A 16,471-nucleotide genomic window follows, 5' to 3' on the forward strand; every position below is an offset into this window, starting at 1 on the left:
TCCTCAGCGGTCCAGGTTCTTGCCGACGATGCGCATCAGGAAGATGGCGACGATATTGGCGAGGATGATGGCGTAGACGCCGCCTGCGCTGCCCAGGCCCACGTTCTGGCTTTCCAGCACGCGCTGGAAGATCAGGTAGGTCAGGGTGCGGGTGCCGAAGGCGCCGCCGGTGGTCACGAAGATCTCGGCGAAGATCGAAAGCAGGAAGATCGTCTGGATCAGCAGCACGATGGTGATGGCGCGGCCCAGGTGCGGCAGGATGATGTAGGTGAAGCGTGACAGCGGGCTGGCCCCGTCCATCTCCGCCGCCTCCAGCTGTTCACGGTCCAGCGACTGCACGGCGGTCAGCAGGATCAGCGTGGCGAAGGGCAGCCATTGCCACGACACGATCATCACGATTGAGGTGGTGGGCACCTCGGACAGCCAGGCGATGGGATCGGCCCCGAAGAAGCGCCACAGGTGCGCCAGAAGCCCGTTGGTGGGATCCATGAACATGTTCTTCCACACCAGCGCCGAGACGGTGGGCATGACGAAGAAGGGCGCGATGACCAAGATGCGCACGATGCCCTGGCCCCACATCGGCTGATCCAGCAGCAGCGCCAGCAGGACGCCCAGGACGATGGTGATAACAAGGACGCCGCCCACGATCACCAGCGTCGTCTGCACGCTGGGCCAGAAGGCGGAGGAGGTCACGAAACGGGTGAAGTTGTCGAAGCCTGCCCACCCCAGGTCGCCGCCTCGCAGCGGCAGGTAGCGGCGGAAGGAGAACCACAGCGTCATGGTCAGAGGCACCAGCATCCAGCCCAGAAGCAGGATCACGGCGGGGGCCATCATCAGGCGCGCGGCAGAGCGGGAATGCTGGGTGGCCATCGGGGAAGCCTTTCCGGTCAGGCGTTTTGCCTGGCTCGCAGTTGGTCGGGAACGTCAGGGGATGCGGGCGGCGGAGTCACGCCGCCCGCGGGGGAGCGGGGCTCAGTAGCCGGCGGCTTCCATTTCTTCCTGGGTGATGGCCTGGGCCTTCTCCAGCGCCTCGTCGACCGACTGCTGGCCGGCGTAGACGGCGGAGAACTCCTGGCTCACCTGGGTGCCGATCCCGGCAAACTCGGGGATCGCGACGAACTGCACGCCGACGTAGGGCACCGGATCGACCGTCGGGTTGGTCGGATCGGCGGCCTCGATCGAGTTCAGCGTCATCTCGGCGAAGGGCACTTCCTGGTATTCGGGCGTCTCATAGAGAGAGGTCCGCGCACCCGGGGGCACGTTGGCCCAGCCTTCGTTCTCGGCCACCAGCTCGATGTAGTCCTTCGAGGTTGCCCATTCGATGAACTGCTTGGCCTCGTCCGCCTTCTGCGTACCGGCCGGGATGCCAAGCGCCCAGGCCCAGAGCCAGTTGCCGCGCTTCTCGACGCCTTCCTTGTTCGGCGCCAGGGCGAAACCGACGTGGTCGGCCACGGTGGAGTCCTCGGGGTTGGTCACGAAGGAGGCCGCCACGGTGGCGTCGATCCACATGCCGCACTTGCCCTGCTGGAACAGCGACAGGTTTTCGTTGAAGCCGTTGGTGGCGTAGCCGGCGGGGCCGGATTCGTTCATCATGTCGGTGAAGAAGGACAGCGTTTCCTTCCATTCCGGCTGATCGAACTGCGGGGTCCAGTCCTCGTCGAACCAGCGCGCGCCGAAGGAGTTGGACATGGCGGTGATGAAGGCCCCGCCTTCGCCCCAGCCGGCCTTGCCGCGCAGGCAGATGCCGTTGATGTCGTTGGCGTCGTCATCCATGGCGGCGGCCGCTTCGCGGATGAACTCCCAGGTGGGGGCGTCGGGCATTTCCATCCCGGCCTCTTCCATCAGGTCGGTGCGGTACATGATCATCGAGCTTTCGCCGTAGAAGGGCGCCGCGTAGAGCGTGCCGTCATGGCTCAGGCCGTCGCGCATGGCGGGCAGGATGTCATCGACGTCATACTCTTCCGACAGGTCGTCCAGCGGCACCAGCCAGCCGTTCGCACCCCAGATCGGGGTCTCGTACATGCCGATGGTCATGATGTCGAACTGGCCACCCTTGGTGGTGATGTCGGTGGTGACGCGCTGACGCAGCACGTTTTCCTCCAGCGTGACCCATTCCACGCCGATCCCGGTCTCTTCGGTGAACTGGTCGGTGTAACCCTGCATGCGGATCATGTCGCCGTTGTTGACGGTGGCGATGGTGATCGTGGTGTCCTGTGCAAAGGCGGCAGCAGCCGAGCACAGGGTAAGCGCCGTAGTGGCGCCGAGAACGCGCTTCAGTGACATCCGTATCCTCCCTGAATTGGATGTGATGCCTGTAGCGGTAGGCCAATGCACAGATTCGCGTCAACCTAAAATTTTACGCGCGAAAAGTTACGCCGACTTGCGAAGGACCAGGGTGCCGTCGAAAAGCGTGGAGATTTTCGCCTCCGGGCGGGCCCCTTCGGCGATGATTTCCAGAAGCTTTTCAAGGCTGCGCCCGGTGATCCGGTCATAGTCCTGCGACACCGTGGTCAGGGCCGGGCAGGTGAAGCGGGCGACGGGGTGGTCGTCGTGTCCGGCGATGCGCATGGCGTGGCCATCGCCGATGCCGACGCGAAGCCCCTGTTCGTAGGCGGCGGCGAGGAAGCCGATGGCCAGTCGGTCGTTGGAGCACAGCACCGTGTTGGTGGGCAGGGCGCGCTCTTCGATCATCCGGGTGGCCTCGCGGTGGGCGATTTCCTCGAAGGCCCAGCCGGTGCCCTCGGCCACCAGCAGCATCGGTTCGTGACCCAGGCGGCGCATCGTGTCCTCGTAGACCGCGCGCCGCTTGTTGGCGTTCGGATTGGGGGCGTTGCGCATCTCGAAAAGGGCCGGTGGCTCGCCCGTACGGGCGAGATATTCCACAATGACACCAGTGCTTTGCTTGTAGTTCGTGCCGAACATCGCGTCGCCCACATCCTCGACGTCGCAGTCGAAGAGGACGGTCGGCACGTCGCGGCAGAAGGCGTCCAGTGCCTCGCGCCGCGACAGGCGTCCGATGGGACCCAGCAGGACGCCGGCAGGGCGGATGCCGCGCAGGCTTTCAAGGTTCGCGATCTCCCGGTCCGGTTCCCCGTGGGAGCTGAGCAGGATCGGGTTGTATCCCGCCGAGGTGCAGAGCATTTCCAGGTTCCGCGCCATCTCGGCAAAGAAGGGGTCCGCAAGGAAGGGGACCACGATCCCGATGTTCCGCGTCAGGTGGCGGTTCTGGTTGATGGCGTGGACATTGGGGGTGTACTCGTAGCGTTCCAGCGCCGCCTCGATGCGGATCTTGGTGGATTGCCGCACCGATGTCGGATCGTTGAAATACTTCGACAAAGTGGGACGGGAAATGCCGCTGACCGTGGCCAGCTCCTCCATCGTGCGAACTCTTTCCTGACCCATTCAGCCGTCCCTGACCGCGCCTGCGGCTTAAGTAAGTTTACGCGCGAAAATAATTGACGCGCATGTGATTCATGTCAACGGGGCTGCGCCGCAGGCCGGCCGCAGCCGTCCCGCCATCCCTTCAGGCAGGTTCATAGCACGAACTGGGACGGCCGCACCCCTTGCCGCACGAAGGGTCAGTCGCGGCCGGTGAAACGGGGCTGATCGAAGACCTCGACCGGGGGCAGAGGATCCGTGAAGGCCTCCACCTCAACCAGGCAGGAATGGGCCGACGGCCCCTGGCTGAGCTTCGAGGTGCGCCGGTCCGGGCACAGCACATTGGGGTTGCCGTGCCGGTCCAGCGGCAGCGCATCCGAGGGTGCGGTCGGATCGGGATCCCACCAGGCGCCCGTGGACAGTTGCACCACCCCGGGCAGCAATCCGTCATAGGTCTCCACCGCCGCCAGGGAGGCGCCGCGATCATTGAAAACGCGGGCCACGTCCCCGGTTTTCAGCCCCCGCGCGGCAGCGTCATCGGGGTGCATGCGCATCACCTCGCGCCCCTCGACCTTCGAGGCGCGCGACACGCCGGCCATGTCGTACTGGCTGTGCAACCGCGTGGCCGGCTGGTTCGACATCAGATGCAGCGGGAAATGCGCGGTCGCCTCGGATCCCAGCCATTCCTGCGGCGGCAGGAAGGTCGGATGCGGCGGGCAGTCGTCATAGTCGAACCCGGCAATCGTGCGGGAATAAAGCTCGATCCGGCCCGACGGCGTGGTCAGCGGCGCGCCCTCGGGATCGGCGCGGAAGGCCTGCATCAGGTCGCCGTGGCGGCTGTCCTCGGTTGGCTCCAGCAGGATCTGCGGGCCGGTCCAGAAATCGTCGAACTCGGGCAGGCTCTGTCCGGCGGCTTCGGCCACCCGTTGCCCGCGCGCGTAGAGATGGCGCAGCCAGCCCTCGGGGTCGCGGCCTTCGGTGAATTTCTCCCCCGCGCCCAGGCGCTCGGCCAGCCCGGCGAAGATGGCGTAGTCGTCCCGCGCCTCCGCATGGGGCCGGGCGACCGCGTGGCTGGGAGAGATGAAGCGGTCGTAGCTGGAATAGGCGATGTCGTTGCGTTCCAGCGCCGTCGTGGCGGGGAAGACGATGTCGGCGTGCCGCGCCAGCGGGTTCCACCAACTTTCGTTGACGATCACCGCCTCGGGCCGCTGCCAGGCGCGGGCCAGCCGGTTCAGGTCTTGGTGGTGGTGGAAGGGGTTGCCCCCGGCCCAGTAAATCAGCCGCAGGTCGGGATAGTGCCGCTCGGCCCCGTTGAACGGGTAGGGCGCGCCGGGCTCCAGCAGGGCGTCGGCGATGCGGGCGACGGGGATATGATCGGTCACCGGGTTCGACAGCTGCGGCAGCGCCGGGAAAGAGAAGGCGGGGCGCAGGTTGCCGATGCCGTTGGTCGAGGCATAGCCGAAGCCGAAGCCGCCGCCGGGCAGGCCGATCTGGCCCAGCATCGCCGCCAGGGCGATGGCGGCCCAGTAGGGCTGTTCGCCTCCGTCAGAGCGTTGCAGGGACCAGGCCATCATGACGAAGCTGCGGGTGGCAGCCATGGTCCGCGCCAGATCCGCGATACTTTCGGCGGGGATGCCGGTGATACCGGCGGCCCAGTCCGGCGTCTTGGGCGTGCCGTCGTCCTGGCCCAGGATATGCGCCTCCAGCTGAGCGGCGCCGGTGGTGTGGCTTTGCAGGAAGGCACGGTCGGCCAGGCCGTCGCCCAGCAGCACATGACCCATGGCCAGCAGCAGCGCTGTGTCGGTGCCCGGGCGCAGGGGCAGCCATTCGACGCCGTCGACCACGGTGTCGTCGCGGATGGGCGAGATCGAGATCATCCGCGCGCCGCGGGCCCGCAGCCGCTCCAGGTTCTCGGTCAGGATGTGCCGCGACAGCCCGCCCGAGCAGATCTGTGCGTTCTTCGCCGGCACGCCGCCGAACATCACCAGCGTCTCCGTCGTTTCCGCGATGCGCGGCCAGGAGGTGTGGTGGCTGACCAGCCCGCGTTTCGACCCGATCACATGGGGCACGATCGTATCCCCGGCGGCATAGCTGTAGTTCTGCACCGACCGGGTGTAGCCGCCGACGCTGTTGAGGAAGCGGTGCACCTGGCTTTGCGCATGGTGGAACCGCCCGGCAGAGCCCCAACCGTAGGAACCGCCATAGATGGCGCGGTTGCCATGCTGTTGCCGGACCCGCTCGATCTCCTGCGCCGCGAGGTCCAGCGCCTCGTCCCAGGGCAGTTCGACGAAGGGCTCGCGCCCGCGCCCGGCGCCTTGGGTCTCGATCTTGCCGGCCTCGCGCGCGGCGAGGAAAGAGGCCCGCACGGCGGGCCTGCGGATGCGGGACGGCGCGTTCAGCCCCTCGATCATGCTGTCGCCCAAGGGCGAGGGGTCCGGGTCCTGGGCCAGGGGGATCAGGCGTGTGGGGCGGCCGTTTTCCAATTCCGCGCGGAAGCTGCCCCAATGGGCGACGACGAGCGGGGTTTCCGGCGTTTTCAGCATGATGGTCCTCTGCGGCCTGGGGGTGTGTCCTGCGGTACCGCCGCAGCGGCGCGGGGACAAGGCGGTTCGGCGGATCCCGGCGGGGGCTGGCCGGGGATTGTGGCCGGCCCTGGTCATCCTTTCGGCAGGTACGGCCCGAGGCGGGGTCCTCAGGTCCCGCCACCCTTGCCTTCGCTCGCCACAGGGGGAACATCCCTGTGACGCGGCACGGCAGAGGGGTGGGGCATGCAGTATTTCGATGCGGAGGCGGTGCATGCGGCGCTGCCCTGGCGCGGTCTGGTCGAGGCCCTGCGGATGGCGCATGCCACGCAGGAGATGCCTCTCAGTGATGCCCGCCATTTCGATGCCCCGGACGGTGGCGGCGACCAGTTCGTGAACCTGACCGCCTGGTCCGCTGGTCGGGCGGTGGCGGTGAAGCTGGTCGGCGTCTTCCCCGGCAACCCGGGCCGTCTGCCACCGGAACCTTCGGTGCAGGGGCTGGTGGTGCTGTTCGACGGGCAGACGGGACGCCCGATCCTCAGCTGCGACGGGGCGGCACTGACCTACCGCAAGACGGCGGCGGATTCCGCGCTTGGGGTCGATCTTCTGGCGCGCCCGGAGGCGGAGGTGCTGGCCATTGCCGGCGCCGGCGGGCTGGCCCCCCATGTGGTTGAGGCGATCTGCGCTGTCCGTCCGATCCGGCGCGTGCTGATCTGGAACCGGACACGGGTGCGGGCCGAGGCGATGGCGGAGCAGCTGGCGCGCCCGGGGCTGGCCGTCGAGGCGGTCGACGCCTTCACCCAGGCTCTGCCACAGGCCGACATCGTCAGCACGGTCACCATGGCGACCCAGCCCTTGATCGACGGTCGATGCCTGAAACCCGGCGCGCATGTGGACCTCGTGGGGGCCTACCGCCCCGACATGCGCGAGGCCGATGCCGAGACCCTGCGCCGCGCCGGGCGCATCTACGCCGACAATCGTCCCGTCTTCGCCCTGTCCGGTGACGGGATAGATCCGGTGGCCGAAGGGCTCGTGCCCGGGGTCGAGGCGGATTTCTTCGACCTTTGCGCGGGCCGCCATCCGGGCCGTCGCAGCGACGCGGAGATCACGGTGTGCAAGAACGCCGGCGGCGCGCATCTGGATCTTTTCACCGCGCAATACCTGGCCCGCGCCGTTGGCTGAGGGGAGCTTCTGGCAAAGAGAAACGGAAGCGGGCAGTCCTTCAACGCCCCGAGTGTTCCCCGTCTGCAATGTCGGTCACCGGGTGCGGCGCTGAACTGATGCGCTCCTCCTCCGCCTGCGTGCCGCGCCCTACAGGTCAGGGGCCTGGTGCACGTCCTTCACCGCGAAGTCGATCAGCGCGCGCAGCTTGGGCGGCAGGGCGCGGCCCTCCAGGTAGGCCACGTGCAGGGGGTGCGGCAGGCCTTCGTAGCCCGGCAGCAGGGGCACCAGCCGCCCGGCCTCCAGGGCCTGCGTCAGGATGAAACGCGGGCAATAGGCGATGCCGCGCCCTGCCTCTGCCATGTCACGCGCGGCGCGGGCCGAATTGACTAGGAAGCGGGAGGCGATGGGGGCGACCACCTCCTGCCCCTCGTGCAGGAAGACCCAGCGGGCCGGATCGGCGCGGTTGGTGTCGGCGATGCACTGATGCCCGGCCAGATCCTGCGGGGTCTCGGGCGTGCCATGCTCCTCCAGGTAGGCCGGCGCGGCCACGGCGAGGCTGCCGATCTGGCCCAGGCGCCGGCGTTTGAGCGATGGGATGGCCGTGTCGCCCACGCGGAAGGCCAGGTCGACGCCCTCGGCCGCCAGGTCGACATAGGCATCGCTGAGACGCAGGTCGATCGTCAGTTCCGGATGCGGCGCGGCAAAGCGCGCCAGCAGGCCCGCCACGTAGACCTCACCGAAGGTCACGGGGGCGGAGATGCGCAGGGTGCCGGAAAAGCCGCGGCTGTCCTCGGTCACCGATTGCAGCATCGCTTCCATCTCGCCCAGCAGGGCGGGGGCGCGGGCCAGCAGTGTCTCGCCCGCGGGTGTGATGCCGACACGCCGGGTGGTGCGTTGCAACAGGCGCGTGCCCAGCCGTTCCTCCAGCTCCGCCACGTATTTCGAGGTCAGCCGGTTCGACAGCCCCAGCCGGTCGGCGGCGGCGGTGAAGGAGCCGGTTTCGGCCGTGGCCACGAAGGCGCGCAGCCCGTCGATCAGGTCCATGCCATTTCCATTCGGAACAAATCGGTCGTAGTCATTCCATATCCTCCCCATTTCATTCGAGCGTCGCAAGGGGCATCTTGCCTGCAACACGAAACCACAGGGCGCGCGGCGGTCGACCCGACCCGGCGCCCCAGGAGGAAAGGATCGGACCCATGTCCATTGCACAGGATCTGCGGAAGCTGGCCGAGGGCCTGCAACGTTCCGACCGGCTGCCGGTGGTCTTCCTCGGCCACGGCTCGCCCATGAATGCGATCGAGGATAACGAATATTCCCGCAGCTGGACCAAGCTGGGGGAAACCCTGCCGCGGCCCCAGGCGATCCTGGTGGTTTCGGCCCACTGGATGACCCGGGGATCCACCCTGGTCAACGTCTCGGCCATGCCGCAGACGATCCACGATTTCTACGGTTTCCCGCAGCAGCTGTTTGATCAGCAATACCCGGCCCCCGGCGCGCCCGACGTGGCGAAGGAGGTCGTGTCGATCCTGGCCAGCCACCATGCCGAGGGCGACGAGACCTGGGGCCTGGACCACGGCGCCTGGTCGGTGCTGAAGTTCCTCTACCCGGGTGCCGATGTGCCGGTGTTCCAGCTGTCGATCGATATGACCAAGGACCTGCCGCACCACGTCGAGATCGGCCAGGCCCTGCGGGCGCTGCGCGACCGTGGCGTGCTGATCCTTGGCTCGGGCAACGTGGTGCACAACCTGCGGGCCGTTCGCTGGGACAAGGGCGCCGCGGCCTGGGACTGGGCCGAGGAGTTTGACGGCCTCTTTGCCGACCGGCTTGGGGCGGGGGACATCGACACGCTGGCCGACCGCGGCAAGCTGGGCAAGCTCTTGCAGATGGCGCACCCCTCGGTCGACCACTACCTGCCTGCGCTGACCGTGGCGGGGGCGGCGGATGCCAGGGACAGCCTGCTGTTCATGACTGATGACATCGACCTCGGCTCGGTCTCGATGCGCAGCTTCGTCTACTACTGACGCCCCCATATGACCTTCCCCGGGCCCGCGCGGCCCGGGGCCGCAACAGACGCAATGACGATCCGAAGGAGACAGAGATGCTGGTAGATGGCAAATGGACCAAGGACTGGGACCCGGTTCAGAAGGCGGACGCCAAGGGGCGGTTCGTGCGCCAGGTCTCGACCTTCCGCAACTGGGTGACGCCGGACGGGTCCGCCGGCCCGACGGGCGAGGGCGGCTTCCCGGCCGAGGCAGGGCGCTATCGCCTTTACGTTGCCTATATCTGCCCCTGGGCCTCGCGCACGCTGATGGCGCGCAAGTTGAAGGGGTTGGAGGAGATCGTTCCCGTGACCGTGGTGAACCCCGTGCTGGGGCCGCAGGGGTGGGAGTTCGGCGGCTATCCGGGCGCCGACGAGGACCCTCAGCACGGGGCCCGCTACATGCATGAGCTTTACACCCGCGCCGATCCCCATGTGAACGGTCGCGCCACCGTGCCGGTTCTGTGGGACATGAAGCGCGACGTGCTGGTGAACAACGAAAGCGCCGACATCGTTCGGATGTTCGACACCGCCTTCGAGGGGCTGGTGCCTTCCGATCTGCGCCTCTACCCCGAAGACCTGGCCCCGGAGATCGACGCGCTGAACGCCCAAGTCTACGATCGCTTCAACAATGGCGTCTACAAGGCCGGTTTCGCCTCCAGCCAGGAGGCCTATGACGAGGCCGTGGCTGGCGTGTTCGAGACGCTCAGCATGCTGGAGGACCGGCTGGCCGAGGGGCCCTACCTCTTCGGCGAGCGCCTGACGGAGACCGACCTGCGTACCTTCGTCACGCTGATCCGTTTCGACGCGGCCTACCATGGGGTGTTCAAGTGCAACCTGCGGCAGGTGAAGGACTATCCCCGTCTCTGGACCTACACGCAGCGGGTGCTGGACCTGCCGGGTATCCGCGAAACGGTGAACATGGATCACATCACCCGGGGCTACTACGCCATCAAGGCGTTGAACCCGACACGTATCCGCCCCGTCGGCCCGGCCCATATCGAGGCCCTGTTCCGGGACTGACCTGTTGCAGGGACCTGGTGCGAGGGGAGGTCGATGGCCTCCCCTCTTTCATGACCGGAGGGGCGTCAGCAGGGGCGCCAAGCTCTCAGGCAGGGCGTCTTCGGTCAGAGCGCCCAGCAAGGGCCGGGCCGCCGCAGGGGCATGGGCACGGCAATCGGCAAGCTTCGCCCTGAGGTCCGACAATTGCGCCGTCCCGGCGGGCAGGACAGGCGGGGCCGGGAGGGGGCGGGTCTCCTCCCGCCCGTCCGCGAAGCGCAGGTGGGCGGCAGGTTTCAGCCCCGGCGCGCAGTCCCGCATGGCGATTTTCGCGGCCAAAGCCAGGGTCCCGGGGTCGTTGCGCGGACCGCCGGCGAAGGCGGCCAAACTGGGTGCGCCCCGCCGCCAGGCATGGGCGAAGCAATAGGGGATCGAGAACTTGGCCCCGATGGCCGAGCTTGGCCGTTGCCGATCTGCCAGCGGGTGAAACAGCATGTCGTCGGGTGGGGTCAGGGTGAAGGCGGCAGCCGCCAGCGTTTCGGGAGCTATGCCTTCGGCGCGCAGCGCCAGGCCAAGAGCGGTGGCCGGGTGCGTCCCCCGGCAGCAGGGCCAGAGCTTCAGCGTGACGTGCTCCCCATGAAAGACATGGCCCAAATCGTCGAAGGCGGTCGCCTGCAGCTGGCTGCCCGTCAGCAGCGGCCCCAACCCGCCTGCCTCGGCCAGTGGATCCGTGGTGCCGGTGACGCCGGCGCGGGCCAGCAGGGCGCCCTCGACCGCCGCCCGGGCGGCGAAACCGTCACGCACCGCGCGCAGGTCGCTGGTCGGGCTGCGTTTCAGCGCGTCGGTCAGCGAAAACTGCACCAGCGCGAGAGAGACCGCCGCGACGGCCTGATCGGGCGATAGGCCTAGCAGGTGCGCCGCGCCCACGGCCGCCCCGGCGCAGCCTATCATCGGCGGGTGATACCAGCCATGTGCGGCGGGGTCGTCGGCCAGGGACAGGCTGATCCGGCAGGTCAGGTCGCAGGCCAGCGCCAGCGATGTCGGAAGGTTGGTCAGCGAGACGCCTTCGGCCTCGGCCAGGGCCAGGAGGGCGGGGATGGCGACGGCGTTCGGGTGCATGCCGGTGGCGTCGAAGGTGTCCTCGAAGTCCAGCGCGTGGGACAGGACGCCATTGGCCAGCGCGGCCAGCCCGGGCGGGGCGGTGCCGCCGGCCAGCAGCGTCGCGGCGCCCGGGCCGCGCGCCATATCGGCGAAGGGCCGGGTGGCGGGTTCCAGCGTCACGGCGGCGGCCATGGTGGCCAGCCCGTCCAGCAGCGACAGCCGCGCCGCATTGGCGGCGCGGGGCGGCAAGGCGTGGATCGCCAGCGCCCGCGTGGCGACTGTCCGGGTCAGGCTCATGCGCCCAGGTAGGGACGAAACCGGTCGCCTTCGGGCGTGTAGGTGGTGCCCAGCCCCGCTTCGGCGGTGATCTCGCGCAGATAGGCCAGAATGCGGTCGAACCGCGGATTCTCGGGCGGAACGATGCGCGGCACGGCATCCCGCTCGATCCAGACGGGCACCAGCCGCAGGTCCTGCACCCCGCCCCGGTCTAGCGTGCATTCCACGATCATCGACATCGCGCTGTCGGGCGGGAAATTATAGCTGCTGTCCAGATCCGGCACCCAGTCGGGGTTCAGCTTCTGGATCTCGCGGAATCCCTTCGAGGCCGCATGTTTCGCGTCCATCTTCAGATCCAGCGCAAAGTTGGCGAGGGAATGGATGATCGGCCGACCCTTGTAGAACTCCATCCCCTTCAGGATGTGCGCGTGACAGCCCAGCACCATGTCGGCGCCCGCGTCGATGGCGGCGAAGGCCACGTCGCGCTGATAGTCGGGGATCACGGCAGGGACGAAATGGATGCCCGCGTGATGCGACAGGATCACCACGTCGACCTGCGCCTTCAGATCGCGGATCGAGGCCACCAGTGCAGCCAGATCCTCGCGGTGCGGGAAGGTATGGATGCGCGCGGGGGTACCGGGCTGGTCCGTCTCGATTTGCTCGTAAATCGTATGGCCGCGCATGGGGGCGCAGCCGGGCTTGTCCTCCTCCGCCCAGTAGTTGGCGGGCAGGATCGAGTTCACGGACAGGAACCCCACTGTGATACCGCCCCGCTCGACGATCACCGGGGCGCGGGCCTCGGCGATGGTGGCGCCGGCGCCCATGTGATGCGCGCCGGCGCGTTCCAGGTTGGCAAGCGTATCGAACATGCCTTCGGGGCCCCAGTCCATCGTGTGGTTGCCCGCGAAACTGACCACCTCCAGCCCGGCGCCGACCAGGGCCTCGGCGATCTCGGGCTTGCCGCGCATGGTGTGGCGGGCCTGGGGCATCCGGGTGCCGCGCGTGGTCAGGTTCACCTCCAACTGGCAATAACCCAGGTCCGAAGCGGTCAGCCGGTCGCGCACGGCGTCGAAGATGGACGCCGGATCGTCGCGATCCGGGGCCACGTCGCCCACGGCGACAAAGCGCAGGCTCATGTCCAACCCTCCGCCGTGACCCGGTGACAGGCGACCTGGCCGCGCGGGGTTTCCTTCAAAGCGGGGCGGTCGCGCTTGCAGACCTCCTGCGCGAAGGGGCAGCGGGTGTGATAGGCGCAGCCCGAAGGCGGGTTCAGCGGCGAGGGCAGCTCGCCCATGGGCGGCGTGGCCGTGGGCGGCGCGGCGGGGTCGGCGGGCAGGGCAGCGGCCAGCAGGGCGGCGGTATAGGGGTGATCGGGGCGGGTGCAGATGCGCGCGGCGGGGCCGCGTTCCACCACCCGGCCGAGGTAGATCACCACCACCTCGTCACACATGAAACGCACGGTGGCCAAGTCGTGGCTGACGAACAGCGTGGCCAGCCCGTAGTCTTCCTGCAAGTCCTTGAGGATGTTCAGGATCTGCGCCTGGATCGAGATGTCCTGAGAGCTGACGGGTTCGTCCAGCAGCAGCAGCTCGGGACGCGAGGCCAGGGCCCGCGCGATGGCGATCCGCTGACGCTGACCGCCCGAGAACTCGGACGGCAGCCGCTCGGCCACGTCGGCTGACAGGCCCACCTGTTCCAGCACCTCGATCACCCGCGCGTCGATCTCGGCCCGGGTCATCTCGCCCGAGGCCGACAGCGGCTCGGCGATGATGCGGCGCACCTTCATCCGGGGCGAAAGCGAGGAATAGGGGTTCTGGAACACTGGCTGCACGGCGCGGCGATAGGCGCGCAGCTCGGGGCGGCTCAGGTCTGACAGGGGCTTGCCCTTGAACATCACCGCCCCGCTGGTTGGCTGGTCCAGGGCCAGCAGCAGCCGGTTCAGCGTGGTCTTCCCGCAGCCCGATTCCCCCACGATCCCCAGCGAGGTGCCCGGCGTGCAGGCTAGCGTGACCTCCGACAGGGCATGCAACAGCCCGCCGCGCACCTTGAAGGCCCGGCCAAGGCGGCGGGTTTCCAGGATGGCGGGGCCGGCGGGTGCGGCGCGGGGCGGGGTTTCTGGGCTGGGCACGACGCGAAGGGCGCGATCAGGCGATTTCATGGGGGTGCTCCTGCGGATGCCAGCAATTCAGGGTGTGGCCCGGGCGCAGCTCCGTCCGGGGCGGGGCCTGGCGGCAATGGGCCGAGGCGGCGGCGCAGCGCGGGTGGAAGGGGCAGCCCTCGGGGCGGTGGCCCACGGCGGGCGGGGCGCCTTCGATCACCGGCAGGCGATGCGGCGCGTGGCCGGTGGAAGGCACCGAGGCCAGCAGCGCCTTGGTGTAGGGGTGCGCGGGCCGGGCGAAGATCTCGGCCACCGGGCCGGTCTCCACGATGCGCCCCGCATACATCACTGCCACCCGGTCGCAGATCCGGGCCACCACGCCGAAGTCATGGGTGATGAAGAGCATCGCCATGTGATGCGCCGCGCGCAGCGCCTTCAGCAGCTCCAGGAACTGGTACTGGATGGTGGCATCCAGCGCCGTGGTCGGCTCGTCGCAGATCAGCAGCTCGGGGTCCTGCGCCAGCCCGATGGCCGAGACGATGCGCTGCCGCATCCCGCCCGACATCTGGTGTGGGAAGGCGCGCAGCCGCTCCGCGGGGGAGGGGATATTGACCTCTGACAGCGCCGCCTCGGCCGCAGCCGACAGGTTGCGCTTGCCGCCGCGCCGCAAGGCCTCCTGCAGCTGGGTGCCGATGGACTGCACCGGGTTCAGCGAGGCCATGGGGTCCTGCAAGATCATGGAGATCTCTTCGCCCCGGATATGGCGCAGCTTACGGTTCGGCATGGTCAGGATGTCGTCGCCCTTCCAGGCGATGCGCCCGGTGGTGCCGGCGGTGAGCGTGGGCGAGGTCAGCCGCAGCACGGACATGCCCAGAGTGGATTTGCCCGAACCGCTTTCACCGACCAGCCCCAGGGTTTCGCCCGGCATCAGGTCCAGCGATACCTTGTCGAGGATCGAGGGCGCGTCCGCCCTTTTGCCCACGCGCACCGTCAGGTCGCGGATGGAAAGAAGGGGATCGGTCATGCGCCACGTCCTTTTAGGCCCGGGTTGATGCGGTCGGTCAGGGCGTCGCCCACCACGTTGACGGCCATGACGACCAGCACGATGGCCAGGCCGGGCAGGGCCGAGACCCACCAGGCGGAAACGATGTAGCTGCGGCCCTCGGCCACCATGCCGCCCCAGCTGGGGTTCGGTGGCGGCACGCCCACGCCCAGGAAGGACAGCGAGGCCTCCAGGATGATGACGACGCCGACCTGCAGGGTCGCCACGACGATCAGCGATGGCGCGATATTGGGCAGCACGTGGCGAAAGATGATCGCGGCGTGGCCGAGGCCCGAGGTGCGGGCAAGGTCGACGTAATCTTCGTTCTTCACTCGCAGCGTCTCGCCTCGCGACATGCGGGCATATTGCGACCAGAGCACCAGCGAGATGACGATGACGATGTTCAGGAAAGACGGCCCGACGACGGCGGCAAAGAGTAGCGCCAGCAGGATGACGGGCAGCGACAGCGCCAGGTCGACCACCCGCATCAGGACCCTGTCCAGCCAGCCGCCGACATAGCCCGACAGGGTGCCGAGTGCGGTGCCGATGGTGCCGGCGATGGCAATGACTACGACGCAGACGGCCAGCGAAATCCGCGCGCCTTGCACGATGCGCGCCAGCACGTCCCGGCCCAGTCGGTCGGTGCCCAGAAGGTGGGTGGCCGACCCCTCGGGCGCCCAGGCGGGCGGGTCGAGGCGCGCGCGCAGCGAGCCGCGCAGCGGGTCATGTTCCAGGAAGAACGGCCCGATCAGCGCCACGATCGCGAAGAGGATCAGCAGGCCGAGGGCGAATTTGAAAGACAGGTCACGGGGCATGATGGGTCCTTTCGCGCCGCTCAGCTGCGCGCCCGCATCCGCGGGTCGATGGCGAGGTACAGAAGATCGACGATCAGGTTCGCCAGGATGAAGAAGGCGGTGATGACCAGCACGACGGTCTGGATGACGGGGAAGTCGCGGGCCATGATGCTTTCGTAGGCCAGTCGCCCGATGCCGGGCCAGGCGAAGACGGTTTCGACCACCACCGCGCCGGTGATCATCGTGGCAAAGAAGGTGCCCATGAAGGTCACCACCGGGATCAGCGAATTGCCGAGCGCATGGCGCAGCACCACCGCCCATTCCGAAACGCCCTTGATGCGCGCCAGCTTCACGTATTCCGAGCCGAGCGCCTCCAGCATCGAGGCGCGCACCAGTCGCGTGATGGCGGCCAGGGTGAACAGCCCCAGCGTCAGGGCGGGCAGCACGTAGTAGACGGCGCCGCCGAAGCCCGAGGTGGGCAGCCAGCCCAGTTTCACCGCGAAGAGATAGATCAGCATGATGCCCAGCCAGAAGCTGGGGGCGGACTGACCCAGCAGGGCCAGCAGGCGCACGGCCAGGTCGGCCACGGTGCCGCGGGTGACGGCGGCCAGCACGCCCAGCAGGATGCCCACGACCAGCGTGAACAGCAGCGCGATCCCGGCCAGCGACAGCGAGGCGGGCAGGCGCGACAGCACCAGGTGCAGCGCATCCTCGCGCCCGGCGGTGACGGATTGGCCGAAATCGCCCTTCAGGGCATTGCCGAGGAAGGTCAGGTATTGCCGCCAGCCGGGCTGATCGAGGCCCAGCTGGGCAATCAGCATCTGGCGGTCGGCCTCGGTCGCGCTATCCGACAGCAGCAGCGCCACCGGGTCGCCGATGACCCGACTGAGAAGGAAGATCACGAGGCTCATCAGCAGAAGCGCCACCAGCGCCTCGGCCAGCCTGCCGGCAAGATGTTTCAGCATGGGAAACCTGTTCGCTGGGGGCGCGGGCACGGGGTAGGCCGTGCCGGGGATGTCGCGCCGGTTCCTTGCGACGGGCGGCGACAAAGCCACCGCC

Annotated in this window: 14 protein-coding genes; 3 read left to right on the plus strand and 11 right to left on the minus strand. The window is 68.2% G+C overall.

What is annotated here, in order from left to right:
- Positions 1–3: 3 nt before the first annotated feature.
- The 4 genes from LC066_RS08870 to LC066_RS08885 all read right to left on the minus strand — a co-directional run bounded on the left by LC066_RS08870 (position 4) and on the right by LC066_RS08885 (position 5,921).
- Positions 4–870 (minus strand): carbohydrate ABC transporter permease, encoded by an 867-nt coding sequence (locus tag LC066_RS08870; RefSeq protein ID WP_222477590.1) that lies wholly within the window; start codon positions 868–870, stop codon positions 4–6.
- Between the two features lie 102 nt (positions 871–972).
- Entirely contained in the window at positions 973–2,283 is a 1,311-nt protein-coding gene (locus tag LC066_RS08875) for an ABC transporter substrate-binding protein (RefSeq protein ID WP_224898073.1), read from the minus strand.
- An 87-nt stretch (positions 2,284–2,370) separates the two neighbouring features.
- Entirely contained in the window at positions 2,371–3,402 is a 1,032-nt protein-coding gene (locus LC066_RS08880; protein ID WP_224898075.1) for a LacI family DNA-binding transcriptional regulator, read from the minus strand.
- A gap of 176 nt (positions 3,403–3,578) precedes the next feature.
- Positions 3,579–5,921 (minus strand): molybdopterin-dependent oxidoreductase, encoded by a 2,343-nt coding sequence (locus LC066_RS08885; protein ID WP_224898077.1) that lies wholly within the window; start codon positions 5,919–5,921, stop codon positions 3,579–3,581.
- A 225-nt stretch (positions 5,922–6,146) separates the two neighbouring features.
- On the opposite strand from LC066_RS08885, the gene LC066_RS08890 reads away from it, so the two are divergent.
- Positions 6,147–7,082 carry an ornithine cyclodeaminase family protein gene (locus LC066_RS08890; RefSeq protein ID WP_224898079.1) on the plus strand — a complete coding sequence of 312 codons (936 nt, stop codon included), beginning with the start codon at positions 6,147–6,149 and terminating at the stop codon, positions 7,080–7,082.
- 129 nt (positions 7,083–7,211) lie between these two features.
- Here the strand turns inward: LC066_RS08890 and LC066_RS08895 are convergent, their stop codons facing one another.
- Positions 7,212–8,108 (minus strand): LysR family transcriptional regulator, encoded by an 897-nt coding sequence (locus tag LC066_RS08895; protein ID WP_224898081.1) that lies wholly within the window; start codon positions 8,106–8,108, stop codon positions 7,212–7,214.
- Between the two features lie 152 nt (positions 8,109–8,260).
- Between LC066_RS08895 and ygiD the strand changes: the two genes are divergently transcribed.
- Together ygiD and LC066_RS08905 are read left to right on the plus strand one after the other, a co-directional pair.
- Positions 8,261–9,085: a 4,5-DOPA dioxygenase extradiol gene (gene ygiD, locus LC066_RS08900; protein ID WP_222477603.1), complete on the plus strand. Its 825-nt coding sequence runs from the start codon at positions 8,261–8,263 to the stop codon at positions 9,083–9,085.
- Positions 9,086–9,162: 77 nt separating this feature from the next.
- Complete coding sequence (locus LC066_RS08905) at positions 9,163–10,125, plus strand: glutathione S-transferase family protein (protein ID WP_224898083.1); 963 nt, start codon at positions 9,163–9,165, stop codon at positions 10,123–10,125.
- Positions 10,126–10,173: 48 nt separating this feature from the next.
- On the opposite strand, the gene LC066_RS08910 is transcribed toward LC066_RS08905, so the two are convergent.
- The 6 genes from LC066_RS08910 to LC066_RS08935 are packed head-to-tail and all read right to left on the minus strand — an operon-like array spanning position 10,174 to position 16,377.
- Entirely contained in the window at positions 10,174–11,499 is a 1,326-nt protein-coding gene (locus tag LC066_RS08910; RefSeq protein ID WP_224898085.1) for an MmgE/PrpD family protein, read from the minus strand.
- Positions 11,496–12,614, minus strand: a complete 1,119-nt coding sequence (locus LC066_RS08915) for a CapA family protein (RefSeq protein WP_224898087.1) — start codon at positions 12,612–12,614, stop codon at positions 11,496–11,498. The genes LC066_RS08910 and LC066_RS08915 overlap by 4 nt, the downstream gene beginning before the upstream one ends.
- Entirely contained in the window at positions 12,611–13,636 is a 1,026-nt protein-coding gene (locus LC066_RS08920) for an oligopeptide/dipeptide ABC transporter ATP-binding protein (RefSeq protein ID WP_224898089.1), read from the minus strand. The genes LC066_RS08915 and LC066_RS08920 overlap by 4 nt, the downstream gene beginning before the upstream one ends.
- Positions 13,623–14,600 (minus strand): ABC transporter ATP-binding protein, encoded by a 978-nt coding sequence (locus tag LC066_RS08925; protein WP_224898090.1) that lies wholly within the window; start codon positions 14,598–14,600, stop codon positions 13,623–13,625. The genes LC066_RS08920 and LC066_RS08925 overlap by 14 nt, the downstream gene beginning before the upstream one ends.
- Positions 14,597–15,433: an ABC transporter permease gene (locus tag LC066_RS08930; protein ID WP_224898093.1), complete on the minus strand. Its 837-nt coding sequence runs from the start codon at positions 15,431–15,433 to the stop codon at positions 14,597–14,599. The genes LC066_RS08925 and LC066_RS08930 overlap by 4 nt, the downstream gene beginning before the upstream one ends.
- Positions 15,434–15,453: 20 nt before the next feature.
- On the minus strand, positions 15,454–16,377 hold the full coding sequence (locus LC066_RS08935) for an ABC transporter permease (RefSeq protein WP_224898094.1): 924 nt from the start codon (positions 16,375–16,377) through the stop codon (positions 15,454–15,456).
- Between the last annotated feature and the right edge of the window lie 94 nt (positions 16,378–16,471).

The organism is Pseudooceanicola marinus (genome assembly GCF_020177265.1).
Classification (GTDB): Bacteria; Pseudomonadota; Alphaproteobacteria; order Rhodobacterales; family Rhodobacteraceae; genus Pseudooceanicola; species Pseudooceanicola marinus_A.

Excerpts from the sequence above, each read along its gene's own strand:
- LC066_RS08920 (WP_224898089.1), bottom strand. The coding sequence starts at position 13,636 with ATGAAATCGCCTGATCGCGCCCTTCGCGTCGTGCCCAGCCCAGAAACC.
- LC066_RS08870 (WP_222477590.1), bottom strand. The coding sequence starts at position 870 with ATGGCCACCCAGCATTCCCGCTCTGCCGCGCGCCTGATGATGGCCCCC.
- LC066_RS08885 (WP_224898077.1), bottom strand. The coding sequence starts at position 5,921 with ATGCTGAAAACGCCGGAAACCCCGCTCGTCGTCGCCCATTGGGGCAGC.
- LC066_RS08895 (WP_224898081.1), bottom strand. The coding sequence starts at position 8,108 with ATGGACCTGATCGACGGGCTGCGCGCCTTCGTGGCCACGGCCGAAACC.
- LC066_RS08880 (WP_224898075.1), bottom strand. The coding sequence starts at position 3,402 with ATGGGTCAGGAAAGAGTTCGCACGATGGAGGAGCTGGCCACGGTCAGC.
- LC066_RS08890 (WP_224898079.1), top strand. The coding sequence starts at position 6,147 with ATGCAGTATTTCGATGCGGAGGCGGTGCATGCGGCGCTGCCCTGGCGC.
- LC066_RS08915 (WP_224898087.1), bottom strand. The coding sequence starts at position 12,614 with ATGAGCCTGCGCTTTGTCGCCGTGGGCGACGTGGCCCCGGATCGCGAC.
- ygiD (WP_222477603.1), top strand. The coding sequence starts at position 8,261 with ATGTCCATTGCACAGGATCTGCGGAAGCTGGCCGAGGGCCTGCAACGT.
- LC066_RS08905 (WP_224898083.1), top strand. The coding sequence starts at position 9,163 with ATGCTGGTAGATGGCAAATGGACCAAGGACTGGGACCCGGTTCAGAAG.
- LC066_RS08935 (WP_224898094.1), bottom strand. The coding sequence starts at position 16,377 with ATGCTGAAACATCTTGCCGGCAGGCTGGCCGAGGCGCTGGTGGCGCTT.
- LC066_RS08930 (WP_224898093.1), bottom strand. The coding sequence starts at position 15,433 with ATGCCCCGTGACCTGTCTTTCAAATTCGCCCTCGGCCTGCTGATCCTC.
- LC066_RS08875 (WP_224898073.1), bottom strand. The coding sequence starts at position 2,283 with ATGTCACTGAAGCGCGTTCTCGGCGCCACTACGGCGCTTACCCTGTGC.
- LC066_RS08925 (WP_224898090.1), bottom strand. The coding sequence starts at position 14,600 with ATGACCGATCCCCTTCTTTCCATCCGCGACCTGACGGTGCGCGTGGGC.
- LC066_RS08910 (WP_224898085.1), bottom strand. The coding sequence starts at position 11,499 with ATGAGCCTGACCCGGACAGTCGCCACGCGGGCGCTGGCGATCCACGCC.